22 protein-coding genes and 1 pseudogene are annotated in these 22828 nt (G+C 68.1%); 7 read left to right on the top strand and 16 right to left on the bottom strand.

Features of this window, described 5'->3' with window-relative positions:
* Positions 1 to 147 precede the first annotated feature (147 nt).
* Entirely contained in the window at positions 148 to 858 is a 711-nt protein-coding gene (locus AC6LJ2_RS09775; protein WP_498151252.1) for an RNA polymerase sigma factor, read from the top strand.
* Positions 859 to 909: 51 nt separating this feature from the next.
* On the opposite strand, the gene AC6LJ2_RS09780 is transcribed toward AC6LJ2_RS09775, so the two are convergent.
* The 7 genes from AC6LJ2_RS09780 to AC6LJ2_RS09810 all read right to left on the bottom strand — a co-directional run bounded on the left by AC6LJ2_RS09780 (position 910) and on the right by AC6LJ2_RS09810 (position 7440).
* Positions 910 to 1827, bottom strand: a complete 918-nt coding sequence (locus AC6LJ2_RS09780) for an SMP-30/gluconolactonase/LRE family protein (protein WP_445657474.1) — start codon at positions 1825 to 1827, stop codon at positions 910 to 912.
* A 19-nt stretch (positions 1828 to 1846) separates the two neighbouring features.
* Positions 1847 to 2842, bottom strand: a complete 996-nt coding sequence (locus AC6LJ2_RS09785; RefSeq protein WP_498151253.1) for a Bug family tripartite tricarboxylate transporter substrate binding protein — start codon at positions 2840 to 2842, stop codon at positions 1847 to 1849.
* Positions 2843 to 2909: 67 nt separating this feature from the next.
* Positions 2910 to 3851 carry an NAD(P)-dependent oxidoreductase gene (locus AC6LJ2_RS09790; RefSeq protein ID WP_263909886.1) on the bottom strand — a complete coding sequence of 314 codons (942 nt, stop codon included), beginning with the start codon at positions 3849 to 3851 and terminating at the stop codon, positions 2910 to 2912.
* Entirely contained in the window at positions 3848 to 4531 is a 684-nt protein-coding gene (locus AC6LJ2_RS09795; RefSeq protein ID WP_498151254.1) for an RraA family protein, read from the bottom strand. The genes AC6LJ2_RS09790 and AC6LJ2_RS09795 overlap by 4 nt, the downstream gene beginning before the upstream one ends.
* Before the next feature lie 40 nt (positions 4532 to 4571).
* Positions 4572 to 5567 (bottom strand): Bug family tripartite tricarboxylate transporter substrate binding protein, encoded by a 996-nt coding sequence (locus tag AC6LJ2_RS09800; RefSeq protein WP_498151255.1) that lies wholly within the window; start codon positions 5565 to 5567, stop codon positions 4572 to 4574.
* Positions 5560 to 6465 carry an amidohydrolase family protein gene (locus AC6LJ2_RS09805; protein ID WP_498151256.1) on the bottom strand — a complete coding sequence of 302 codons (906 nt, stop codon included), beginning with the start codon at positions 6463 to 6465 and terminating at the stop codon, positions 5560 to 5562. Before AC6LJ2_RS09805 ends, AC6LJ2_RS09800 begins: the two co-directional genes overlap by 8 nt.
* Before the next feature lie 6 nt (positions 6466 to 6471).
* Complete coding sequence (locus tag AC6LJ2_RS09810; protein WP_445657469.1) at positions 6472 to 7440, bottom strand: Bug family tripartite tricarboxylate transporter substrate binding protein; 969 nt, start codon at positions 7438 to 7440, stop codon at positions 6472 to 6474.
* A gap of 97 nt (positions 7441 to 7537) precedes the next feature.
* Here AC6LJ2_RS09810 and AC6LJ2_RS09815 point away from each other — a divergent pair, with 97 nt between their 5' ends.
* Together AC6LJ2_RS09815 and AC6LJ2_RS09820 are read left to right on the top strand one after the other, a co-directional pair.
* Positions 7538 to 8266, top strand: coding sequence for an IclR family transcriptional regulator (locus AC6LJ2_RS09815; RefSeq protein ID WP_263909895.1), 729 nt, complete (start codon positions 7538 to 7540; stop codon positions 8264 to 8266).
* A gap of 119 nt (positions 8267 to 8385) precedes the next feature.
* Entirely contained in the window at positions 8386 to 8598 is a 213-nt protein-coding gene (locus AC6LJ2_RS09820; protein WP_263909897.1) for a hypothetical protein, read from the top strand.
* A gap of 59 nt (positions 8599 to 8657) precedes the next feature.
* Here the strand turns inward: AC6LJ2_RS09820 and AC6LJ2_RS09825 are convergent.
* The 4 genes and pseudogenes from AC6LJ2_RS09825 to AC6LJ2_RS09840 form a co-directional block, all read right to left on the bottom strand.
* Positions 8658 to 9769: pseudogene (locus AC6LJ2_RS09825) on the bottom strand (hybrid sensor histidine kinase/response regulator).
* Positions 9770 to 9773: 4 nt separating this feature from the next.
* Complete coding sequence (locus AC6LJ2_RS09830; protein ID WP_498151257.1) at positions 9774 to 10406, bottom strand: chemotaxis protein CheB; 633 nt, start codon at positions 10404 to 10406, stop codon at positions 9774 to 9776.
* On the bottom strand, positions 10403 to 11242 hold the full coding sequence (locus tag AC6LJ2_RS09835; RefSeq protein WP_263909903.1) for a CheR family methyltransferase: 840 nt from the start codon (positions 11240 to 11242) through the stop codon (positions 10403 to 10405). The genes AC6LJ2_RS09830 and AC6LJ2_RS09835 overlap by 4 nt, the downstream gene beginning before the upstream one ends.
* Positions 11243 to 11258: 16 nt before the next feature.
* Entirely contained in the window at positions 11259 to 14681 is a 3423-nt protein-coding gene (locus AC6LJ2_RS09840) for a response regulator (protein ID WP_498151258.1), read from the bottom strand.
* Between the two features lie 265 nt (positions 14682 to 14946).
* Between AC6LJ2_RS09840 and AC6LJ2_RS09845 the strand changes: the two genes are divergently transcribed.
* Complete coding sequence (locus tag AC6LJ2_RS09845; protein ID WP_263909907.1) at positions 14947 to 15396, top strand: response regulator; 450 nt, start codon at positions 14947 to 14949, stop codon at positions 15394 to 15396.
* A 40-nt stretch (positions 15397 to 15436) separates the two neighbouring features.
* Here the strand turns inward: AC6LJ2_RS09845 and AC6LJ2_RS09850 are convergent, their stop codons facing one another.
* Genes AC6LJ2_RS09850 through AC6LJ2_RS09860 form a run of 3 tightly spaced genes read right to left on the bottom strand, consistent with a single transcriptional unit; the run spans position 15437 to position 17454 of the window.
* A complete protein-coding gene (locus tag AC6LJ2_RS09850; RefSeq protein WP_498151259.1) occupies positions 15437 to 16111 on the bottom strand; it encodes an ankyrin repeat domain-containing protein in 675 nt (224 codons plus the stop codon).
* Between the two features lie 48 nt (positions 16112 to 16159).
* Positions 16160 to 16567, bottom strand: coding sequence for a DUF2000 domain-containing protein (locus AC6LJ2_RS09855; RefSeq protein WP_263909910.1), 408 nt, complete (start codon positions 16565 to 16567; stop codon positions 16160 to 16162).
* Between the two features lie 56 nt (positions 16568 to 16623).
* The gene (locus AC6LJ2_RS09860; protein WP_498151260.1) at positions 16624 to 17454 is read right to left on the bottom strand and encodes an AraC family transcriptional regulator; all 831 of its coding nucleotides are present in this window, start codon (positions 17452 to 17454) and stop codon (positions 16624 to 16626) included.
* 141 nt (positions 17455 to 17595) lie between these two features.
* Here AC6LJ2_RS09860 and AC6LJ2_RS09865 point away from each other — a divergent pair, with 141 nt between their 5' ends.
* From AC6LJ2_RS09865 to AC6LJ2_RS09875, 3 genes are all read left to right on the top strand, one after another.
* Positions 17596 to 18054, top strand: coding sequence for a MaoC family dehydratase (locus AC6LJ2_RS09865; protein WP_498151261.1), 459 nt, complete (start codon positions 17596 to 17598; stop codon positions 18052 to 18054).
* A 178-nt stretch (positions 18055 to 18232) separates the two neighbouring features.
* Positions 18233 to 19882, top strand: coding sequence for an ABC-F family ATP-binding cassette domain-containing protein (locus tag AC6LJ2_RS09870; protein ID WP_498151262.1), 1650 nt, complete (start codon positions 18233 to 18235; stop codon positions 19880 to 19882).
* A gap of 221 nt (positions 19883 to 20103) precedes the next feature.
* The gene (locus tag AC6LJ2_RS09875) at positions 20104 to 21144 is read left to right on the top strand and encodes a hypothetical protein (RefSeq protein ID WP_498151263.1); all 1041 of its coding nucleotides are present in this window, start codon (positions 20104 to 20106) and stop codon (positions 21142 to 21144) included.
* A gap of 74 nt (positions 21145 to 21218) precedes the next feature.
* On the opposite strand, the gene AC6LJ2_RS09880 is transcribed toward AC6LJ2_RS09875, so the two are convergent.
* A complete protein-coding gene (locus AC6LJ2_RS09880) occupies positions 21219 to 21734 on the bottom strand; it encodes a lipocalin family protein (protein WP_263909920.1) in 516 nt (171 codons plus the stop codon).
* Between the two features lie 10 nt (positions 21735 to 21744).
* The gene (locus tag AC6LJ2_RS09885; protein WP_498151264.1) at positions 21745 to 22827 is read right to left on the bottom strand and encodes an SAM-dependent methyltransferase; all 1083 of its coding nucleotides are present in this window, start codon (positions 22825 to 22827) and stop codon (positions 21745 to 21747) included.
* Position 22828: the final 1 nt, after the last annotated feature.

The following is a 22828-nucleotide window of genomic DNA, read 5'->3' on the forward strand; positions in this document are numbered from 1 at the left end:
TCTAACCAGTATGCGTGTGCTGCGACGCGTGAGGTGGGGAATAGAGGCAGGGGGAGGCCCGGTGCGGTACCTGGGCCTGGGCGAGTGGCCGAGGGCGGGACAGCGGCAGCTGCCCGAACGCAAACAGAGCACCCGGGGCGGGCTGTGATGATGACGCCGCTATCGACCGCGCGCCCGCGGGCGACGCCCGCCTTGCCGCCGCCCTGGATGGACGTCGACACGTGGCGCCTGCCGCGCTCGCCCGTGCGGCAGGCGCGGCAGCCGGTGTGCCCGCATGACGCATCGGTGCTCTCGCACGGCGAATCGATGCCCTCGCTGGACGACTCGGCGCGTCCGCACGATGAGTCGCCCCGCCACCCTGACGGCACGGCACGCCTGCGCGATCACCTGAGCGACAGCTACGCTGCGCTGCATGGCCGGCTGGTGCGGCGGTTCCGTTGCGCCGACCTGGCGCATGAATGCCTGCACGAGGCCTGGCTGCGGTTGCAGCGGCCGGTGCTGGCCGAGGTGCGCGAGGCCGACGCCTATGTGTTCCGCATGGCCTGTCATCTGGCGATCGACCGATTGCGTGGCCAGGCGTCGTGGCTGTCCCTGGACGACCCGGCCGCCGCCTTGCCGGAACTGGTGGACGAGACCCCGGGCCCTCAGGCCGTGAGCGAGGGGCGATCGGCCCTGGCCGCGTTGTCGCGCATCCTGGACCAATTGCCGCGCCGCCAGCGCGCCGTGCTGATCGCCTTGCGGGTGGAAGGGCGCAGCCGCGCCGATGCCGCAGCATGGCTGGGCATGTCATTGCGGTCGGTGGATACGGCGCTGCGCCAGGCGCTGCGGCACTGCGAGCAGGCGGCGGCGCTTATCTGAGGCCCCCGCCGGGGGGACGCAGCCTTGCGGGCACGCACCGCCTGACCGCCGCTAGGCCAGGCGTGCCAGCGGCATTCCGGCGTGCGGCGCCTGTGCACGCAGAATGGATCCCGATACCGACTCCGTGCAATACAGCGTGCGGCCATCCGGGCCGCCAAACGCCAGGTTGGTCGTGGACATGCCCACGGGGCTTTGCCATACGATCCGCGGCTCGGCACGGTGGTTGAGCAGCCAGACATAGCCCAGCCCGGGGTTGCACACCAGGACGTTGCCTTCGACGTCGACCGCCAATCCGTCCGGGCCGCTGGGCCCATACGACGTGAAGAACTGGCTGACCTTGCTGACACTGCCATCGGGCAGCAGCGGCACGCGCCACACGCAGTTGCCACGGGTGACGGCCAGGTACAGCACCTTGCCATCCGGCGACAACGCGACGCCATTGGGGCTGGGCACGTTGCCGAGCAAGAGATCCAGCTGGCCGTCGGGCCGCAGCCGATACAGCCGGCCGCCGGGATCATGCAGGCCGCTCTGGCCCTGGTCGGTGAAGTACAGGTTGCCCTGGGGGTCGAAGACCAGGTCGTTCACGCCCTTGAAGCGTTCGCTGTTGCGGCGCGCCAGATAGGGCGTGACCTGGCCGCTGGCGACGTCCAGCGTCATCAGGCCGTTCTTGTAATCGGTGATGAGCAGGCGGCGTTCGTCCAGGAACTTCATGCCGTTGGGCTCGCCGTCGTACTCGGCAACCAGCGACCATTCCCGGTCGGGTGACACGCGGAACACGCGGCCCCACGGAATATCGGTCACATAAAGGTTGCCGGCCGTGTCGAAGACCGGACCTTCCAGGAACGAGTCGGTGGGCACGCCGCCGCGGTTGGCGTCGGCCCAGTCGCTGCGGGCAGGCCGGCGAAACGTCTCGGGCATCGGCGACCAGACTTCGAACGGCAGCACCTCGGGCGCTTGCAGGTAGAACATGGCTGTCTCCTTGGCGGGGCTATTTCGCGTCAAAGCCGATGCTGCGGGCCACCTTGCCCCACATCACGCCGCTGTCGGCCAGAATACGGCGGAACTCGGCGGCATCGGCGGCGCGCGGGTTCGCACCCATCTTCACGGCGAAGGTCTTCATCTCTTCCGAGGCCATGGCGCGGGCGACCTCCCGCTGCAGGCGGTCGGTGACGTCCGCGGGGGTGCCGGCCGGCGCCCACAGTCCAGTCCAGTTGACCACGCCGAAGTCCTTGACACCGGCTTGCGCGAAGGTCGGCACGTCGGGCAGCACGTCCAGGCGCTGATCGCCGCTGACGGCCAGCAGGCGCAATTGTCCGCCTTGCACCGGCCCCATGATGCCGGTGGTGGACGCAAACTGGAAGTCGATGACCTTGCCCAGCACGGCCTGGGTGGCTTCGGCGGCGCCCTTGAACGGCACGTGCATGAATTTCACGCCGGTGGCCAGGGCCAGCCCCTCCGCGGCGAAGTGCGGGGTGGTGCCGGGGCCGCCGGAACCATACGTGATGCGGTCGGGCTGGTGGCGGGCCTGTTCGACCAGGTCGGACAGCGTGCGGTACGGGCTGTCGGCCGCCACGGCCAGCGCCATGGGCGCGAACACGAAGGCCGACACCGGCTGCAGGTCCTTGGCAGGATCGAACGGCAATTGCTTGAAGATGTGCGGCAGCAGCGAATAGGTCGTGTCATTGGCAATCAGCGTATAGCCGTCGGGCGCGGCACGCGCCACCTGGCTGGCGCCGATGGTGCCGGTCGCGCCGGGCTTGTTTTCGACGATGAAGCTCTGGCCGGTCTGGGTGGACAGCATCTGGGCCATCTTGCGCGTGGCGACGTCGACCGCGCCGCCGGGGCCATACGGCACCACGACGCGAACGGGGCGGCTGGGCCAGGTGTCGGCGGCGCGGGCAGCGCCCGTCGCCAGCAGCGGCAGCAGGGCCGCCAGGAGCAGCGCGGCGCGCCGGGTGCGCAGGCAGGGAATGCGGATAGTCATGTTGTCTTCCTCCTTTTGATTTGACGGGGCCCGGTCAGCCATCAGGCCCAGTTCGTCGGCCGGGTTCTCAATGCCCGACGCGATCGCGCGCCAGCACCTGCAGCGCGTTGCGGGCGGCGGCCACGCCCATGTTGACGTAGGCCGCGCTGGTCACCCCGCCGATGTGCGGGCTCAGGATGATGCGCGCTTCCTGCTGGAATGGATGGCCGGCGGCCATGGGTTCGACGGCGAAGCTGTCCAGGCCGGCGGCCATGACGCGACCCGCACGCACGGCCTGCAGCAGCGCGTCCTCATCCACCAGGCCACCCCGTGCCGTGTTCACCAGGATCACGCCGGGCCGGCATCGGGCCAACGTGTCGGCGTTGATCAGGTTGCGGTTGTCGTCGGTCAGCGGGCAATGCAGGGATACCACGTCGGCCTGGGGCCAGAGTTCGTCCAGGGTCACCGGCTCGATGTGGGCCGGCAGGTCCTTGGCATACGGGTCATGGCCGATGACGCGCATGTCCAGGCCGTGCGCGATGGCGGCCATGCGCCGGCCGATGGCGCCCAGGCCGATCAGGCCGATGGTCTTGCCGCCCAGCTCCAGGCTTTTGTGCGTGGACTTGTCCCAGTGCCCGGCGCGCATGCGCGCATCCAGCGTCACGACGGATTTGGCGCAGGCCATCATCAACGCCAGCGCCTGCTCGGCGACCGCCGCCGCGTTCACGCCCACCGCTGCCACCACGGCGATGCCGCGCTGCGCGGCCGCGGCCTTGTCGATGGTGTCGGTGCCGCTGCCGTGCTTGGAGATCACGCGCAGTGCGGGGGCGGCGTCCATCGCCGCCGCGCCCACCTTGCTGTAGCGCACGATGATGGCGGCCGGATTGTGTTCGCGGCATAGCGCCACGATGTCGTCTTCGGAGGGCGTCTTGCCGGCGAAGATCACGGCATGGTCTTGCAGCAGGTCCAGCGCCTGCGGCGCAAGGTCGGCTGCGGTCACCAGCACGACGGGCTTGGCGGGGTGGCTCACAGCGATTCTCCTTCCTTGAGCACGCCGGCGGCGCGCAGGGCCGCGCTCAGCCACTTGGCTTCGGTGTCCCCGGCCTGGATGGCGGCAATGCGCGCGGCTTCGTCGCGCACCTTCTTTTCGGCCGCGGGCAGCAGGCCCGTGATCTTCTCGCGTTCGACCACCACCACGCCGTCCGCGTCGCCGATGATGAAGTCGCCCGCGTTCACGGTGACGCCGCCCACCGACACCGGGTGGCCGATACGGCCCGGCACGTTCTTGGTCGGGCCATTGGGGTTGGTGCCCGCGGCAAATACCGGGTAGTCCATTTCGATGATCTCGATGGCGTCGCGCGCCGCGCCGTCGATCACCACGCCGGCGATGCCTAGCTTGCGGCAGGCGTTCATCATGATGGTGCCCATCAGCGCGGAACTGAGATCGCCCTTGCCGTCGATCACCAGCACGTCACCGGGCCGGGCCAGCGAGATCGCCGCGTGGATCATGAGGTTGTCGCCCGGACGCACTTCCACCGTCAAGGCGGTGCCGGCGAGCTTCATGCCCGGATGCAGCGGGCGGATGCGGCCGTGCAGCGCGCCGCGCCGGCCGGCCACGTCGGCCAGAATGGCCGGTTGCAACGCCGCCGCGCGGCGTACGGTGTCCGCGTCGACGCGGGGAAAGTCTTTGATGATGTCGGGGTTGGCCATGAGCGTTCCTGAAGGGGATGATGGAAGGGAATGGGGGCGGTCAGGCCGGCTTGATGCCAGCGTCTCGAATGACCTTGCCCCACTTGTCGAAGTCGGCGCGGCGCAACTGGTCAAGCGCCTGTGGCGTGCCGCCGGCCAGCGTGATACCCAGTTGCCCGGCCTGCGCCGCCAGCGCGGGGCTTTGCAGCGCCTTGCCGATGGCGGCGTTCAAGCGGTTGATGATGGCGACCGGCGTGCCGGCCGGCGCGAACACGGCCTGCCATTGCTCGACCACGAAATCGTCGTAGCCGGCCTGGGCCACGGTGGGCACGTCGGGCAATGCAGGCAGTCGCTGCGCCGAGGTGATCGCCAGCGCGCGCAACGCGCCGGCCTTCACATGGGGCAGCGCCGCCGCGACGGGAATGAAGGCGAACTGCACCTGGCCGGCCAGGGTGTCCTGCAGCGCCGGGGTGTCGCCCTTGTAGGGCACATGCAGGAAGGTGGCGCCGCTCTTTTGCTGCAGCAGTTCGCCCTGCATGTGCAGGATGGTGCCGGTGCCGCCGGACGCGTAGGCCAGGCTGTGCGGCGCGCGTCTGGCGGCGGTGATGAGTGCAGCCAGCGTGGGGTAGGGCTGTGCGGGGCCGACGACCAGCAGATGGGGAATGGTGCCGATCAGGATGACGGGGTCGAACGCGGCGACCGGGTCGTAGGTCAGCTTGCCTATCACGTGCGGCGCGATGGCCTGGGGCCCGATGGAGGTGCCCAGGAGCGTCAAGCCGTCGGCATTGGCGCGCGCAACGCGGGCCGCGCCGATGGTGCCGGTGGCGCCGGGACGGTTGTCGATGATCACGCGGGTGGCCAGTTCGGCGTCCAGTTGCTGGGCAATGGCGCGGCCGAGCACGTCGGTGCTGCCGCCCGCGGGGTAGGGGACGACCCAGGTGATGGCTTTGCCGGCCGGCCAGTCTTGCGCGGCGCGGGCGCCGAACGTCGCGCTGGCGGCCAGGGCGCCGGCCACCGCCAGAAAGCGCCGGCGCGCAGGGGCTGCGGGGTTATGCATGAGAGGTCTCCGTGGTCTTGTTGTCGGGTGTTGCGGCAAAGCCGTACAGCGCAGTCGGGTTGTCCACAAGAATCTGCGCCAGGCGCGCCGCGCCGCCAGCCCAATCGCTCAGGCGGTCCAGTTGGCGGGCGTCGTCGGGCAGAGGCTGCATGCCCGCCGTGGCCGAGGCGTGCGGCCAATCGCTGCCCCACACCACGCGTTCCGGATTGGCCTCGATATAGCTGCGGGCCAGCGCATCCAGCGCCGGGTCTTCGACCGAGTGGCGGGCACTGACGATGTAGCCGCCCGACAATTTGACCCAGGCACGGCCGGCCCGAAGCAGGTCCAGCACCAGGGCATGGGCCGGGTGCGAACCCGCCTGGGCCGGCGTGATGCGGGCCAGGTGGTCGAATACCAGTGGGGTGGGCAGTCGCGGCAGCAGCACCGCCAGCGAGGCCAACTGGTCCGGCGGCATCAGCAATTGCAGATGCCAGCCCAGCGGCGCCACGCGCTGCGCCAGGGGAAGCAGGTGGTCCTGCGATCCCACCACGCCCAGCGACAGGTTCAGCCGTATGCCGCGCACCCCGGCGGCGTGCAGGGCTTGCAGCTGCGCGTCGCTCTCGGAGCCGTCGATGACGGCCACGCCGCGGGCGTCGTCGCCAAGTTCGGCCAGGCCGTCCAGCAGCGCGCGGTTGTCGGCGCCGTAGGTCGACGGGGTGACCAGCACCGCGCGTTGCAGCCCCAGTCGGGCCTGGATCGCGCGGTATTGGCGCATGCAGGCGTCCGGCGGCCGCAACGCCGCGCCAGGCACGGCGGGATAGCGCGCGTCATAGGCGTGGATGTGGCAGTCGCAGGCCCCTGGCGGCGGCGCCACGAGGGGCGTGGCCGTGCCTGCGGAAAAAGGAAAGGTCGCGCCCATGGCGTATCACTCGACGCGGGCACCCGAGTCCTTGACGATCTTGCCCCAGCGGATGCGATCGTCATGGATCAGCTTGGCAAATTGCTCGGGGGTGCCGGTCAGCACGCGGGCGCCCTGTTCCTGGTACTTCACGCCCAGTTCCTGGGTTTGCAGGGCCTTGTTGAAGGCTTCATTCAGGCGCTGGACGATGTCCTTGGGCGTGCCGGCCGGCGCGGCCAGGCCAAACCAGGTCACTGCCTCGAAGCCCGGAAAGCCGCGCTCGGCGATGGTGGGAACGTCGGGCATGTCGGGCACGCGCTGCGCCGAGGTCACTGCCAGCGCACGCATCTTGCCGTTGCGCACATGGCCGATCAGGGTCGGCACCGACGACAGGTACATGTCGATCTGGCCGCCGATCAGGTCGTTGGACGCCTGGGCCGCGCCCTTGTAGGGCACGTGGGTCAGCGAAATGCCCGCCGCATTCTGCAGCTGCACCGCGGCCAGGTGCGCCACGGTGCCATTGCCCGAACTCGCGAAATTCAGGTGGCCGGGCTTGGCCTTGGCCGCGGCGATCATGTCTTCCAGCGTCTTGAGGGGCGACGTGGCAGGCACCACGATCACCAGCGGCGCGTCGGCGACCAGGCCGACCGCGCTCAGGTCTTTTTCCGGGTCGTAGGGCAGGTTGGGATAGAGCGTGGGGTTGATGGCCAGGTTGCTGGTCTGGCCCAGCACCAGCGTGTAGCCGTCGGGGGCGGCCTTGGCCACGGTGTCCACGCCGATATTGCCGCCCGAACCCGGGCGGTTCTCGGTGACGATGTTCCAGCCCGTGTTGCCGGCCACTTTGATGGCGGCCTCGCGGGCCAGGACGTCGGTGCCGCCGCCCGGGGGGAAGGGCACGATCAGCCGGATGGGTTTGTTGGGGTAGCCCTGCGCCAAGCTGGCGCCGGCGGCGCAGACCAAGGCCATGCCCGCGAGCAAACGCGCGATTCGCTTCATGTGTTGTCTCCGTTGATTTGTTTTTTGGTGGGTGAATTGTGGAGCGATGTTCCACGGCATACAATGCATGTTCGTCTAATGAAACATGTCTCGCACAATGAACGATTCGGAAGATCTCGATGTCGACGCGGGGGCGCCCGAAGAAGGCGTGGTGGCGGTGCGCCGCGCCATGCGCATCCTTGAAGCGTTCGGCGTCGAAGACGCGCATCTGTCGCTGGCCGAACTGAGCCGGCGCACGGGCTGCCACCGGTCCACCGTGCTGCGCCTGGCGCGCACCCTGGCGCTGGACGACTACCTGGCGCAACGGCCGGATGGCACCTGGCGCCTGGCGCGCGCCGCGGGGTGGCTGGGGGCCTGCTACCAGGCCACGTTCAATGTGGTCGAGGTGGTGCAGCCGGTGCTGCGTGAGTTGTCCGCCGCCACGGGCGAAAGCGCCACGTTCTACGTGCGCGAAGGCCGCCAGCGGATCTGCGTGGCGCGCGTGGAAGGCCCCCGGTCGATCCGCCATCACGTCAGGGTGGGGGCGGCGCTGCCGCTCGAGGTCGGCAGCCCGGGCCGGGTGCTGCTGGCCTTTACCGGCGAGGCGGGCGAGCCCTATGAATCGATCCGTCGGGCCGGCTACATGATTTCGCTGGGCGAACGCGATGCCGAAGTGTCGAGCATCTCGGCCCCGGTCTACGGCATCAACTGGACGCTGCTGGGCGCCCTCTGCATTTCCGGCCCGCTGTCGCGTCTGACCGAGTCCGTGCTGCGGGAGCAGAAAGAACCCATCCTGGCGGCGGCCAGCCGCCTGTCGCGTTCCATGATGGGCGTGCGGCAGGGGTAGCGGTGCATCGCTGCGGGTTGTTTACCGAAGCAAGCGCGCTCGAATTTTCAAAATGTGAGGCCGGCTGACTTCGGCCGCGACAACCGCTAGGATGGTCCTTCCCGTCAACAGGAGGCACCATGGATTGTTCAGTCGAAGGAAAGATCGCGTTCGCCGATGGCCACTCGTACCACTTCGCCACGGTGGATGCGGCGCTGGCGTTCGCCGAGTGCGTCAAAAGCAGCGGCAATCCCGGCCAATGCGCGGCCACGCATGGCAGCACCAGCCGGGTCAAGCTTGAAGACGTCGGGGCGCAGGAAGAGGCCGAGCGGCGCGAAGACGACGGGCGCTGACCCGCGCGGGAACGCCCCGTGGCCGCATGCCGGCCTGGCGTTCTCCCGCTACCCGCGGGTCAGCGCGGCAGCGCCACGTAGAACCGCGTGATGCCATTGCGCGAGTCGGCGTTGATGCTTCCACCGTGCGACAGCACGATCTGCTGCGCGATGAACAGACCCAGGCCCAGGCCGTGGTGTCCGCCGGCCGGGCGCCGCTGCGAAAGGGGTTGAACAGGTGCGGCAGCAGATCGGGCGGGATGGTGCCACCGTTGCTGACGGTGACGACGACCGCGTCCGCGGCCGTGCCGTCCACGTCGACGCGCACCGGCGCATCGCGGGTGCCGTGGTGCAGGGCGTTGCCCAGCAGGTTGGCCAGCACCTGGGCCAGCCGCTCGCCATCCCAGTTGCCGGTCAGGTCGCCCTTGAAGCTGGATTCGATCTGGCGGTCGGCAAAGCCGGTGCGCAGTTCGTCCAGCGTGCGGTTGACCAGACCCTGCAGGTCGAAGCGCGTGGGGGCCAGCGTCAGGCCGCCCGCCTGGCGGATGCGGGTCACGTCGAGCAGGTCTTCGATCAATCGGCTCATGCGCTCACTGCTTTGCAGCATGCGTTGCGACAGGCTGACCACGCGCGTGTCGTCGCTTTGGCGCTGCAGCAGCGAAGCGCCCATCACGATGGCCTGCAGCGGCGTGCGCAGATCGTGGCTGAGCACGGCCATGAACATCTCATTGACGCGTAGCGCCTCGGTGCGTTCTTCCAGTTGCTGCGCCAGCGCCAGGCGGCGTTCATGCAGCTCGAAGAACACGCTGGCCTTGGTCTTGAGCATGTACGGGTCGATGGGCTTGTACAGGAAGTCCACCGCGCCGGTCTCGTAGCCGCGGAATTGCCAGTTCTGTTCGCGTGAGCCGGCGGTAATGAAGATCAGCGGAATGTGGCGGGTGCGTTCGCTGCCGCGGATCAGTTCGGCCAGCTCGAAGCCGTTCATGTCCGGCATCTGCACGTCCAGCAACGCCAGCGCCACGTCGGGATGGGTCAGCAGCAGTTCCAGCGCCTGGGGGCCGGACTGCGCTTTCAATACCTCGACACGGTCGTTCGCCAGCAGCGCTTCCAGCGCAACCAGGTTCTCTGGCACGTCATCGACCAGCAGGCACTTGATACGGGCGTCCGGGGGTTTGGCAGGTGTCAGGATCATGATGTCAGAAGAGGTTGGGGTCAGGCTGCCGGGTGGGCAGCCGCGCGAACAACTGGGCGATTTCCTCGAGCGTCAGCGCGGGTAGCGCGGGCGTTTGCGCCAGGGCGGCATCGGGCATGGCCCGCATGAAGGCCGTGGCCGGCGCCTGCACCACGGCGTACCCGCCCGCGGCATGGATGGCGGCCAGGCCATCGGCGCCATCTTCGTTGGCGCCAGACAGCAGCACGGCCAGCAGCCGTTTGCCATAGCTGTCGGCGGCGGAATGGAACAGCACGTCGATGGACGGCCGCGAGAAATACACCGGCGGATCGATGGACAGCGCCAGCCGCGGTCCCTGGTCCACCAGCAGGTGATAGTCGGGCGGCGCAAAATACAGGTGGCCGGCTTGCAGCGGCTGCTGGTCCTCGGCTTCCTGTATGGGCAGCACGCAGCGATCGCGGAAGATCTCGACCAGCAGGCTGCGGCGGTCGCGCGGCAGGTGCAGCACCACGATCACCGCCGCCTGCAGGCCGGCCGGCAGGGCGGGCAAGAGAACGTTCAAGGCGTCGATGGCCCCCGCGGAACCGCCGATGACGATCGCGTCCCACGGGCCGCCGGAGGGCGCCTGGGGCGAGCGATGGGCCGCGCGCGGGTTCACAGCCCGGCCTTCTTGCGGTAGATGCGGTCCTGCGGCACGAAGTCGTCGAAGTTCTCGGCCTGGGCCGAGAACCGGATCGACTCACGCGACCCCAGGCCCATGAAGCCGCGGTGCACCAGCGCGTCGTGAAACAGGGTCAGCGCGCGGTTCTGCAGGTCGCGCTCGAAATAGATCAGCACGTTGCGGCAGGACACCAGGTGCACTTCGGCGAAGACGCTGTCGGTGGCCAGGCTGTGGTCCGAGAACACCATGTGTTCGCGCAGGGACTTGTCGAACATGACCCGTCCGTAGCGCGCGGTGTAGTAATCGGACAGCGAACTGCGGCCGCCGGACTGGGCGTGGTTCGCGGTGAAGGCGGCCACCCGTTCCAGGTCGTACACGCCTTGTTCGGCGGCGCGCAGCGCATGTGGATTGATGTCGGTGGCGTAGATCAGCGTGCGGTCCAGCAGGCCTTCTTCGTGCAGCAGGATGGCCAGGGAATAGACTTCCTCGCCGGCGCTGCAACCGGCTACCCACACCTTGATCGACGGATAGGTGCGCAAGATCGGCACGACCTCGTTGCGCAGCGCCAGGAAATAACTGGGGTCGCGGAACATGTCGCTGACCTGCACCGTCAGGAATTGCAGCAGGCCGGTGAACACTGCCGGTTCGTGCAGCACGCGGTCCTGCAACTGCGACAGGGTCTTGCAGCCGAACTGGCTCAGCGCGCTGCGCAGGCGCCGCTTGAGCGAGGCCTGCGCGTAGGCCCGGAAGTCGTAGTGGTAATGGTGATAGATCGCATCGAGCAGCAGCCGCTGCTCGATGTCTTCGATGTGCGCGCGCGTCCGGTGGGGCATGGTCGTGGCCGCCGTGTTACTTGCGCATCCAGACGCGCACCAGCGACAGCAGGCGCTCTACGTCCAGCGGTTTGGCGATGTAGTCGTTGGCGCCGGCGGCCAGGCATTTCTCCTGGTCGTCCTTCATGGCCTTGGCGGTCAGGGCAATGATGGGCAGGCGGCGCCATTCGGGCCGGGTGCGGATTTCGCGCATGGCCGTGTAGCCGTCCATCTCGGGCATCATGATGTCCATCAGCACCAGGTCGATGGCGCGGTGGCCGTTCGCACCGGCGCGTTCCAGGGCGGTCAGGGCTTCCAGGCCATTGCGCGCGATCTCCACGTGCAGGCCGGTGGGCTCCAGGATGCTGGACAGCGCGAACACGTTGCGTACGTCGTCTTCCACGACCAGCACGGTGCGGCCTTCCAGCGTGGTGTCGCGGCTGCGGGCCAGTTCGAGCATCTGGCGGTGCTGCGGCGGCAGGTCCGCTTCGACCTGGTGCAGGAAGAGGGTGACCTCGTCGAGCAGGCGTTCGGGCGAACGCGCGTCCTTGATGATGATGGACTTGGAGAAGCGGCGCAGGTGCTGCTCTTCGTCGCGCGACAGGGCGCGGCCGGTGTACACGATGACGGGCGGGAACGACACGCTGTCCTGTTCGGCCATTTCCTGCAGCAGGTCGTAGCCGCTCATGTCGGGCAGGTTCAGGTCCATCACCACGCAGTCGTAGGTGGTTTCGCGCAGCAGGGTGAGGGCCGCCGTGGCGGTGGCGGCGGGCACGATCTGCACGCCGTCGCGGGCCAGCAGCTCGCGCACGCTGTCACGCTGGCGGTCGTCGTCTTCCACCACGAGCACGCGGCGCACGTTCTGGGTGAACTTGGCTTCCAGGCGTTGCAGCGCATGGACCAGTTCTTCACGCTTGACCGGCTTGAGCGCGTAGCCGACGGCGCCGCGGCCCAGGGCTTCCTGCGAGTAGTCGGCCACCGAGACGATGTGCACGGGAATGTGGCGGGTGTCGGGGTTGCGCTTGAGCTGATCCAGCACGCCCAGCCCCGAGAAATCGGGCAGGTTCATGTCCAGCACGATGGCGTCCGGCCGGTGCTGCGCCGCGAGGGCCAGGCCGTCGTTGGCGGTGTGGGCCGCCATGTAGCCAAAGCCCATCTCGCGCGCCAGGTCGCCCAGGATGTCGGCAAAGCGTTCGTCGTCTTCGATGACGAGAATGGTGCGGCCGGACGGTGGGCTGGCGGCAGGCGCACGGCTCGCGTCCGGCTTCGGAGCGGGCGCCGCCGTCGGGGGCGCCGCGGGGGCGGAGGCTTTCTGCGCGACGATCGTCGACGCTTCGAACTCGCCGCGGGCCTGCGGCGCGTGAGCCGGCGTGGCGGCTTGCAGGCGCAGCGGCACTTGCAGCGTGAATACGCTGCCCTTTCCGGGCGTGCTGACCAGGGTCAGCGTGCCGCCCAGCAGCTTGGCCAGGTCGCGCGAGATCGACAGCCCCAGGCCCGTGCCGCCATGCTTGCGGTGCGTGCTGCCGTCGGCCTGGCGGAAGGCTTCGAAAATCAGTTCCTGCTGATCGGCCGGCACGCCGATGCCAGTGTCCTGCACCGCGAACGACAGCATGTTGCGCGGTGCGCGCGCGACCTTCAGCAGCACCGAGCCTTGCTCGGTGAACTTCAGGGCATTGGACAGCAGGTTCTTGAGCACCTGGCCCAGGCGTTGCGGGTCGGTCTGCAGCGAAGCCGGCACGTCCGGCGCGATGTCCAGCTCCAGCGACAGGCGCTTTTCCTGCGCCATGGGCCGCAGCGGATCCAGCAACCGTTCCAGTGCGGGGGCAATGGCGACCTCTTCGACTTCGACGGTAGCCTGGCCTGCCTCGATCTTGGACAGGTCCAGGATGTCGTTGATCAGCGCCAGCAGGTCGCTGCCCGCAGCGTGGATGGTGTTTGCATACTTGACCTGGTCCGGGCTCAGGTTGCCCGGCTTGTTGTCAGCCAGCAGCTTGGCCAGGATCAGCGTGGAATTCAGCGGCGTGCGCAGTTCGTGGCTCATGTTGGCCAGGAACTCGCTCTTGTACTGGCTGGCCTGGGTCAGCAGGCGGGCCTTGTCGGTCAGCGCGCCCTGCACCCGCAGCAGCTGTTCGGCCTGCGATTCCAGGTTGGCGTTGGTCTGTTCGAGCTCGGTCTGCTGCAGTTCCATGCGCGCCTGCGATTCTTGCAGGATGCGGCTTTGCTGTTCCAGTTCTTCGTTGCTGACGCGAAGTTCTTCCTGCTGGGTCTGCAGCTCTTCGGATTGGCGTTGGGTTTCGGCCAGCAGCGCTTCCAGGCGGGTGCGGTCCAGCCCCGCGCGGATCGCGGACGCCAGCATTTCCGAGGCGCCTTCGAGCAGATTGCGTTCGGCCTCGCCCACCGCGTGGTTGAAGCCCAGTTCGATCACGGCATACACGCGCTCATTCTGGATGGCGGGCACCAGGACCAGTTCGGCCGGGTTGGAACGGCCCGTGGCCGAGGTGACTTCAAAGTGGCCCGCCGGCACATTGCGCACGTGCATCAGCTTGCGCGAGGCGGCGACCTGGCCGGCCAGGCCCTGGGCCGCCGGGATCTTCTGCGCCAGCCGCTCGGCCGGCAGCGCGTAGCCGCCGAACAGTTCCAGTTCGTCGCCGGCGGCGTTGACGACGTAGCCGGCCCCGACGTTGGCATCCAGGTACTGCGCCAGGTAGTCCAGCGCGCGCTTGCCGATCTCGTCCAGCCGCGGGTCGCCCCGCAGGCTCAGGCCAAGGCCCGACAGGCCGGTGGTGACCCAGGCCTGGCGCGCCTTGGCGCGGTACTCGCGGATGGTCATGGCGGCCGAGGCCACGATCAGCACCAGCAGCAGCAGCGATCCGCCCCACGAATAGTAGGCCGACGTGGAGGCGGCGGCGGACCAGGCTTCGCGCTCGTCTTCCAACTGGCCCATCTGCCGCGTATACAGGTCGGCAACCAGGTCGCGCAGCCGGTCCATCGCGTCCTTGCCCGCATCCGTGCGCACCACCGCCATGGCGCCTTCCACGTCCCCCGCCTTGCGCAGTTCGATCGTCTCGCGCAGTTCGGTCAGCTTCTGCTGCGTGATCGCGGCGATGTCGTTGACGATCCGGCGCTGCGCCGAGTCCGCGGCCGCAGCCTCTTTCACCACCGCAAGGCGTTCTTGAATCAGCGGGACCGAGCGCACGTAGGGCTGCAGATAGGTCAGGTCGCCCGTCAGCAGGTAGCCGCGCTGGCCGACCTCGGCATCCTTGAGGGCCGAGTTGAACAGGCTGAGCTGGCGCAGCGTCTCGGTCACGCGATTCATCGCGTTGACCGCCTGGATCCGGGTGTCTGCCGATCGCACGTTGACGAAGGCGATCACCAGCGTGGCCAACGCTGCGGTCACGAAGCCGACCATCAGGGTTCGCGGAAAGGTGTGGCGGCTGGCAGGCTGGGACGAATTCGGCATGGGAACGGATGACCGGGTCAGGGGAGGGAGGGCGGATTGGGGGGGGGCGGCGCCGCAACGATTATAGGGACGCAACTGCGCAACGATTGGCTACTCCATGAAATATACAGGGGACGGACGCGGGAGTTTCGTCCGGATACAATTACTACACACATGAACGACGCCAGTGCCCTAGCATTCGGCCATTCACGCCCCACCAATCTTCAGTGCCTGCCGCCAGGACGCCCAGACGTGCCAACGCGGCAGTGCCGGCCACAGAACCATCATGAAAAAAATCCTCCTGGTCGACGACCAGCCCACCCTCGTCGCCCTGATGGGCGAATTCCTGAGTGATGAAGGCTATGCCGTCACGACGCATACCGATGGGCTGACGGCGTTGCAGCAAATGCTGGACCTGCGTCCGGACCTGGTCATCACCGATTTCTCCATGCCTGGCATGGACGGTGGCGCCCTGCTGACCGCCATGCGTGAGAACGCCTATCTGAGCGAGACGCCGGTGCTGGTGCTGAGCGGCCGTCCGGAATACGAGATTGCCGCGGCCTGCGGCGACCGCGCGACGCTCATGCGCAAGCCGGCCGAGCCGCTGGACGTGCTGGCGGCCGTGCGCCGCCTGCTGCCGGAAACGGCGGCGCCGTCGCGGTTGCGCGGGCGCCCTGACGTCCTGGCCTGCGCCGCAACCCACGCCGCCAATGGCCGCGCGGTGCTGGTCGCCTAGCGCGTTCGCCCGCCAGACTTGCAACTTTTCTTCACGGCGCTCAGCGTGCGCCAGCGGCCTGCAGCTGCCTGGCGATCGCGTCCTGGCCGCGCTGACGGGCATGCCATAAGGGGCTGCGTCCGTCGCCATCGGCCAGGTTGACGTTGGCCCCGGCCTTGAGCAACTGCGCGACCACGGCCTGGTGATCCGGCCCGCCATCGCTCAGGATGATGGCCTCCAGCAGCCCGGTCCACCCCAGCCGGTTGACGTGGTCGGGGTCGACGCCGGCTTGCAGCAGCAGCCGCACGGTGTCGACCAGGCCACGCTCGCACGCCGGAATCAGCGCGGTGCCGCCATAGCGGTTGGTGCTGCGCAGGTCGGCGCCATGGCGCAGCGTCAGCGCCAGGATGCCGTTATGGCCGCGCGCGCCGGCATAGAGATAGGCGCTGTCCTGCAGACGGTTCTTGGCGTTCACGTCAGCCCCCGCAGCCATCAGCGCCGCGGCCGCGGCCTCGTGGTTGGCCAGCGTGGCGCGCAGCAGCGGCGTATTGCCGTCGCCGTCGCGCGCTTCCAGCGGCGCGCCCTGCGCCAGCAGGGCCTTGACCCGCGCGGAATCGCCGTCGGCCGCGGCCCGCAGCAGGTCGGCGCCGGCGTCGCCCGGCGCCGCCGTGCCGGTTTCCGCGACCGCCAGCAGGGCCGCCGCCATGAATGTGCGCCAGGAACGGATGATGGACATGCGGGCGAGTCTCCTGTTGATGGCTGAGTCATGCCCTCGATTATGCCGTCACGGATGCAGCGCCAGCCCCTTCACCGCCTTGTCCACCGCTTTCTTCGGCCCGCGCACCGCGATGCCGACCAGGTTCATGTTGGCGGCGTCCTCGGCGCGGAAGACCTCGCGGTTGGCTTCGTCGTGGCCGGTGGCGAACATGGCATGCACGTAGGGCACGATGGTGATGTCGCGTGCGCGCGCCGTGCGGTGCGCGGCCTGCAAACCGGCCAGGTCGCCTTCGAACACCAGGATCGGCTGCACGGACATGCTGGCATAGGGGTGCCCCGTGGCGTCCACATAGGGGGCGCCCAGCATCTCGGGCGCGGCGGACGCCAGGCCGGTGGACAGGAAGGCCACCACGTTCAGGCGCTGCCACGTGGCCAGGTCGTTACGGACGATGATGGCAACTTTGGTATCAAACACGTCAAGACTCCGCTAGGGGAAAAGCGCCCATGGTGGCGCAGTGCCCCAGCGAGGGTCTAGAACGTTTGTGCGCTGTGCAGGTATTTCGCCGGGGTGATCCGGTAGGCCCGCTTGAACCAGCGGCCCAGGTGGCTCTGGTCGGCAAAGCCGACCTGGGCGGCGACTTCGGCGGGGGCAATACCCCGGGCCAGCAGTGCGCGCGCCCGCCGCAGCCGGGCGTTCACCAGGTAGGCGTGCGGCGCCAGGCCGAATTCGCGGCGGAACTGCCGGGCCAGGGCGTAGCGGTCCATGCCGGAATGCTCGGCCACCTGGTCCATGCTGAGATCGAGCGCCATGTGGGCATCGATGTATTCCTGGGCGCGGCGCGCGCGGGTCGGCGAGGGGCGGGCGGGGGCGATGAGCAGGCGTTCGTGGTCGGCGGCCAGGTGTTCGATAAGGGCATCCAGGGCCTCGTCGCGCGCCAATTGCAGGTCGTCCGGGTCGAAGCTGTGCAGGGCCGCGACGATGCTGTGGATCAGCGCGGGTTCGTTGGACAGCGACGCGCGGAACATCGAAAACGCCTGGCGGCCGGGCTTGCGTTCGCGCCGCTCCATTGCGGCGTTGACCCAGGCCAGCGGCAGGTACAGCATCGAATACGTGAAGCCCTGCTCGCTGCCGGCGTGGCCGTCGTGCACGGCGCCGGGTTCGATCAGCATGGCGTTGCCCACCGTGCTGGTGACGATGCGCCTGGCGCACTGGAACTGCTGCACGCCTTGCAGCGTCACGCCCACCAGCATCTCGTCGTGGTCGTGCGGGTCGTAGGCGTGTCCGCGGAAATGGGCATGCACGACTTCGATGCCCGTCGCGTGGTCGCGCCGTACCCGGATCCAGTCGTTTGGTGTGGTCATAACGGAAATTCCCTGCCGCCGGGCGAGCCTGGCGCACTGTGGCGGCGGGGGCCACCCAACGGCTTGTTCGCCAGGTAGATTACTTGAATAATCGATCCGAGAAGAATCGGCGACATCCCCAGGCAAGCAAGGAGACGGTACATGGCAACCCCCGCAACACCCCCGGCGCTGTATCTGGACGACCTGTCAGTGGGCGACACGTTCACCAGCGCGACGCATCAACTGGACGTCGCTCAGGTGCGGCGCTTTGCCTCGGAATTCGACCCGCAGCCGTTCCACCTGGACGAGGACGCGGCGCGCCATTCCCTGTTCCAGGGGCTGGCGGCCAGCGGCTGGCATACCGTCGCCATCACCATGCGCTTGCTGGTCGACAGCATGCCGCTGGCCGATGGCGTGATCGGCGCCGGCGCCGAGATCAGCTGGGCCCGCCCGACGCGCCCTGGCGATACGCTGCACGTGAAAAGCACGATTCTTTCCATCACGCCGTCGCGCAGCAAGCCGGACCGCGGCATCGTGCTGGTGGAAAGCGTGACGTTCAACCAGGACGGCGACGAAGTGCAGAAGCTGACCAGCAAGGTGGTGAGCTTTCGTCGCAAGTAGCTTGCGATGGCACGGGCATCGCGGTTGCAGTGATGCCTGTGCTGGGTACAATTCACGATCACTGCTTTTTTCGAGGGTCTCTTCCCATGCGCCATTGATGCGGCCGTTGTCATGACGGCAAATCTCCACTGCCCCCAACCGCGGGGGAGCTCTTTGCATCTTTGGAAACCCACTGCGCATGGCGAATTTTCATCTCGCCCTGGAAGGCGTTTCATACGCTTTGCCGGATGGCACTTCTCTTTTTTCCGACCTGAACGACACCTTCGACCTGCGCCATACCGGCCTGGTCGGGCGCAATGGCGTGGGCAAGTCCGTCCTGGCCCGCATCCTGGCGGGGCAGGTGATACCGTCACAAGGACGCCGCGTGGCGGCGGGCAGCGTGCACTACCTGGCCCAACAGGTCGACGCCGTGGCGGACGATGCCACCGTGGCCGACCTGGCGGGCGTGCAGCGCGTGCTTGCCGCGCTGCGGCGCATCGAGGCCGGCAGCGCGGCGCACGAAGACTACGATGCGGTCGGGGATCGCTGGGACGTCGCGCGGCAACTGCGGCGGGCGCTGGAACAGCACGGCCTGGCGCATCTGGATGCGCAGACGCCGGCCCATCTGCTGAGCGGCGGCGAGCGCACCCGGGTCGCCCTGATCGGCGCCTTGTTGTCGGATGCCGACTTCCTGATCCTGGACGAGCCCACCAACCACCTGGACCAGCCCAGCCGGCAGGCCTTGATCACGCAATTGGCGCAATGGCCGCGTGGCCTGCTGGTGATCAGCCACGACAGGCAGCTGCTGGACACGATGGACCGCATTGTGGAATTGTCCCCCTTGGGCTTGCACAGTCATGGCGGCAACTATGCGTTCTACGCGCGGGCCAAGGCGCACGAACAGCAACGCGCGGTGGCGGAACTGGAGCGGGCAAAGTGGGATCGCCAGCGCGAGGCGCGGGCTCTGCAGGAACAGCGCGAGCGCCAGGAAAAACGGCAGGCGCGCGGCACGCGCAGCGGCAAAGAGGCCAACCAGGCCAAGATCCTGCTGGGGCGCCAGAAAGCGCGCAGCGAACAATCGACCGGCAAGCTGCGCAAGCAACACGCCGCTGCGCAGCTTGAACTGACGCAGCGGGTGCACGAGGCGGCGCAGCAGGTCGACGAGGGCTTGAGCATTCATCTGCACGCCGGGCTCGATGCCGGCGTGGCGCAGCGGCAGGTGGCGATGCTGGATGCGGTCGAACTGCCCTTCGTGCCCGCTGCCAACCGGCGGCTGAGCCTGCAAGTACGGGGGCAGCAGCGTATTGGCGTGATCGGTCCCAATGGCAGCGGCAAATCCACCTTGCTGAAAGTGCTGGCGGGGCAGCTGGCGCCGCGCGCGGGAACCTGCACGGTCACGCCGGCCCGCGTCTACCTGGATCAGGCGTTGGGCAATCTGGACCCTGCCCGATCGGTGCTGGCTCAAGCCAGCGAAGCCAACCGTCTCCTGAGCGAAGGCGAGCTGCGCATGCGCCTGGCGCAACTGGGGCTGGACGCGGACAAGGTGACCGTGCCCAGCAGCCTGCTCAGCGGCGGCGAGCGCCTGAAGGCCGCGCTGGCCTGCGTGCTGTATGCCGACCCGCCGCCGCAGCTATTGCTGCTGGATGAGCCCAGCAACCATCTGGACCTGCCGTCGCTGCAGGCGCTGGAGACGATGCTGTCGCGCTATCCGGGCGCCATGCTGGTCGCTTCGCATGACACGGCGTTCCTGGATAATCTGGCCCTGGCGGACCAGTTGGTGGCGACGGCCGACGGATGGCGGTTGCTGGGCGTGGGGCAGGGCCGCGACTGGAAACAATCGCAACAATAATTTTCGGCTCTCGGCCGTGCGCCATCACGGCCACGAAGGAGCGAACCCCGGTGTGGCCCGCAGACGCATTGGCGTGCCGGACCTGGACAGCGGCTATGCACCCTGCCGCTGCCCCGGTGGCAGGTGCCGGATCTTGTTTCAGCAGGCAGGCGAGCTATTGCGATCCGACCTCGAATCAGTAGTATGCCGGCTCCATTCAGCTTTCTTTCAAGGACCGAACCATGATGCCATCGCGCCCGCGCCTTGCCCTGTCCGCCCTGGCGCTTACGCTTGCCCTGTCCGGCTGCGTGAACCTGCCGAATTCCAACGGGGAGGGCACCATGGACGATCCGCGCTACGGACAGCTGCTGGACCTGATCAACGAGGCGCTCAAGGACGACATGGCCGTGGTGCTGGTGGCCGACCTGATGCCGCACGCCACGCTGAAAGACGCCATGACCATGACGCAGTGGACGGGCAACACGGTCTGGATGTTCGAGAAGGACCCGCGAATCACGTTCGGCCGCAAGTTCCAGAACAACTCGCTGAAACGGGACAAGGCGGAAACGTATCTGTTCAAAGCGTTCGAGGTGCACATCCTGCCGCCCGGCAAATACCTGCTGACCGGCGGCGACGACTACAAGCTCAATGCCTTGCTGGACCAGGTGGGCGCCCCGCGCGGCGCGGTCGGTTCGGGCCGTGGCGCCAACGGCACGGCTTACCTGTCGCCCGAGCTGTACCGCGAGTTCTACAAAGAAACCAACTGGCACGAAGGGTCCACGGGGTCCCAGCTCAAGACGCGCACGGTCTGCACGGCCGTGCACCGCGGCTCGGGCGCGTGCGTGGCCTGGGGCGAAGAGCAATACACCGAAACCACGCCGGGCGTGCGGGCGGGGTACTACGAAGACACGGCGTACCGGGACATTCCCGCCATCAAGGTACAAGCGCGCATCCCGCCCAAGCAGGCCCTGGCCAGCTTCACGCTCAAGGGCGGCCAACTGGTGCTGAGCCAGCGCATGCACATGAAGACGCCCAGCTACCAGTACACGCAGTCGGGCTGCCGCGCGGTCGATCCCAAGATGATCGAGTGCCCGCTGGAAAACCTGACCGTCTACACCTGGCCGGCGCCGATGGATTTTGCGCAGAAGCTGTTTGCCCAGCGCACCAACATCAGCGACCCGCAGCGCGAGATGCTGTCCCGGATGATCCCCATGCAGATCACGCCGCTGGGCAAGCAGGGCATGCAGGATCCGGTGTGGGGCGTGCCGCTGTCGCGCAAGTAGAGGGGTGCGTCCCTGCATACCGAGAACGCGCCGCCTTCCGGTGATCCCGCCGGAGGCAGCGCCGCGGCCGTGGATCAGCCGCAGCGCTGCGGCACCTTGCGCAAGCTTTCCGTGTAGCCCAGTTCGGTGACCTTGGCGGCCAGCGCCGCGTAGGTCTCGTCGCTCAGGCACGGCACGCGTGCCATGATCCACACATAGTCGCGCTTGGAGCGGCCGATGATGGTGGTCTGGTAGGCGTCGTCCAGGTAGGCAATGACGTATTCCGCCTGGATCGGCCAGATGAACTGCATGCCCCACACCGCGTTGCCGGTGTCCGGCCTGACGGTGGCCACGGGATGCATGGTGCTGACATCGGCCTCGAAGCTGCCTTTGCGGTAGCGGAAGTCGGTCTGGATGCGGCCGTCGGACAAGCGGCGGTAGCTTTCCACGGCGTCGTAGGCATGGCGTTCGGGCCAGCTGGGGATATGGGCGATGACGTACCAATCGCCCATGAAGCGGTCCAGGTCCACGCGGCTGACCGGCGGCATGGGCGGGGGCGCGGCGCAGCCGGTCAGGATGGCTGCGAGGGCGGCGGACAGGGCGCGCAACATGGTCGTCTCCTCAAGGGCGGGTGAACCGGTAGTGGCCCACGCCCCATTGCTGGCCTGCCTCGTAGCCGAACAGCTCGGCGCAGGCCATCCAGAACATGCGCCAGCGTTGGTGCCACAGGTCGGCCAGACGCGGGCCGTAGGCCTGGCTCAGCACGGCGCGAGCTGCTGCGCCGTGGGCATCCTGGTTGGCCAGCCAGTGGTTGGCCGTGCGTTCGTAGTGGGTGCCGTCCACGAACCATCTTTCTTCCAGCTGCAGGTCGCGCTGGAAGTGCAGCAGCGTGTCGGCCGCGGGCATGATGCCGCCCGTGAAGAAATGCCGGCCCATCCAGTTGTCGGCGCCTTCGGTCTCGAACGGGTAGGCGCGTTCGCGGTGGGCGAAGATGTGCACGAACAGTTTGCCGCCGGGTCGCAGCCATTGTCCGATGCGGGCCATCAGGTCCTGGTAGTTGCGCATGTGCTCGAACATTTCCACCGAGACGCAGCGGTCGTAGGCGCCGGCAGGCAGTGCCAGCACGTTGACGTCGCAGGTGATGACGCGCACATGCTGCCAGCCGCGTTCGCGGCAGCGCGCTTCGATGTGCTGGCGTTGGGTGGCCGAGTTCGATACGGCGGTGATGCGGGCGTTGGGGTAGTGCTCGGCCATCCACAGCGTCAGCGAGCCCCAGCCGCAGCCCAGTTCCAGGATGTCCTGGCCATTGGCGAGTTCGGCGCGTTCGCTGTACAGGCGCAGCATGGCGACTTCGGCCTGGTCCAGCGTTTCGGCGCCGGTGGGGTAGTAGCAGCCGGAATATTTCATGCGGGCGCCCAGGCACAGCTGGAAGAAGGCGGTGGGCAGTTCGTAGTGCTGGGCGTTGGCGGCGTCGGTGTGGATGGCGACGGGGCTGGTGCGCAGGCGTGCGATCAGTTGCTGGTCGCGCGCGGTCCAGGCGTCGATGCCGCCGGCGTATTCGGCGGCCAGGCGCTGGGCGCACAGGCGGCGGATGCCCAGGCGCAGCAGCGCGTCGGGCACCAGGCCGCGTTCGGCCAGGCCCAGCAGGCCGGGAGCGGGGCGGTCGGCTGCGAGCAGGGCGTCTTGCAGGGTGGCGGTATTCATG

It is taken from the genome of Achromobacter sp. 1014246743 (assembly GCF_059760725.1).

Excerpts from the sequence above, each read along its gene's own strand:
- AC6LJ2_RS09785 (WP_498151253.1), bottom strand. The coding sequence starts at position 2,842 with ATGACTATCCGCATTCCCTGCCTGCGCACCCGGCGCGCCGCGCTGCTC.
- AC6LJ2_RS09845 (WP_263909907.1), top strand. The coding sequence starts at position 14,947 with ATGAAAAAAATCCTCCTGGTCGACGACCAGCCCACCCTCGTCGCCCTG.
- AC6LJ2_RS09805 (WP_498151256.1), bottom strand. The coding sequence starts at position 6,465 with ATGGGCGCGACCTTTCCTTTTTCCGCAGGCACGGCCACGCCCCTCGTG.
- AC6LJ2_RS09815 (WP_263909895.1), top strand. The coding sequence starts at position 7,538 with ATGAACGATTCGGAAGATCTCGATGTCGACGCGGGGGCGCCCGAAGAA.
- AC6LJ2_RS09820 (WP_263909897.1), top strand. The coding sequence starts at position 8,386 with ATGGATTGTTCAGTCGAAGGAAAGATCGCGTTCGCCGATGGCCACTCG.
- AC6LJ2_RS09875 (WP_498151263.1), top strand. The coding sequence starts at position 20,104 with ATGATGCCATCGCGCCCGCGCCTTGCCCTGTCCGCCCTGGCGCTTACG.
- AC6LJ2_RS09795 (WP_498151254.1), bottom strand. The coding sequence starts at position 4,531 with ATGGCCAACCCCGACATCATCAAAGACTTTCCCCGCGTCGACGCGGAC.
- AC6LJ2_RS09810 (WP_445657469.1), bottom strand. The coding sequence starts at position 7,440 with ATGAAGCGAATCGCGCGTTTGCTCGCGGGCATGGCCTTGGTCTGCGCC.
- AC6LJ2_RS09885 (WP_498151264.1), bottom strand. The coding sequence starts at position 22,827 with ATGAATACCGCCACCCTGCAAGACGCCCTGCTCGCAGCCGACCGCCCC.
- AC6LJ2_RS09840 (WP_498151258.1), bottom strand. The coding sequence starts at position 14,681 with ATGCCGAATTCGTCCCAGCCTGCCAGCCGCCACACCTTTCCGCGAACC.
- AC6LJ2_RS09775 (WP_498151252.1), top strand. The coding sequence starts at position 148 with ATGATGACGCCGCTATCGACCGCGCGCCCGCGGGCGACGCCCGCCTTG.
- AC6LJ2_RS09870 (WP_498151262.1), top strand. The coding sequence starts at position 18,233 with ATGGCGAATTTTCATCTCGCCCTGGAAGGCGTTTCATACGCTTTGCCG.
- AC6LJ2_RS09800 (WP_498151255.1), bottom strand. The coding sequence starts at position 5,567 with ATGCATAACCCCGCAGCCCCTGCGCGCCGGCGCTTTCTGGCGGTGGCC.
- AC6LJ2_RS09835 (WP_263909903.1), bottom strand. The coding sequence starts at position 11,242 with ATGCCCCACCGGACGCGCGCGCACATCGAAGACATCGAGCAGCGGCTG.
- AC6LJ2_RS09865 (WP_498151261.1), top strand. The coding sequence starts at position 17,596 with ATGGCAACCCCCGCAACACCCCCGGCGCTGTATCTGGACGACCTGTCA.
- AC6LJ2_RS09880 (WP_263909920.1), bottom strand. The coding sequence starts at position 21,734 with ATGTTGCGCGCCCTGTCCGCCGCCCTCGCAGCCATCCTGACCGGCTGC.
- AC6LJ2_RS09850 (WP_498151259.1), bottom strand. The coding sequence starts at position 16,111 with ATGTCCATCATCCGTTCCTGGCGCACATTCATGGCGGCGGCCCTGCTG.
- AC6LJ2_RS09860 (WP_498151260.1), bottom strand. The coding sequence starts at position 17,454 with ATGACCACACCAAACGACTGGATCCGGGTACGGCGCGACCACGCGACG.
- AC6LJ2_RS09780 (WP_445657474.1), bottom strand. The coding sequence starts at position 1,827 with ATGTTCTACCTGCAAGCGCCCGAGGTGCTGCCGTTCGAAGTCTGGTCG.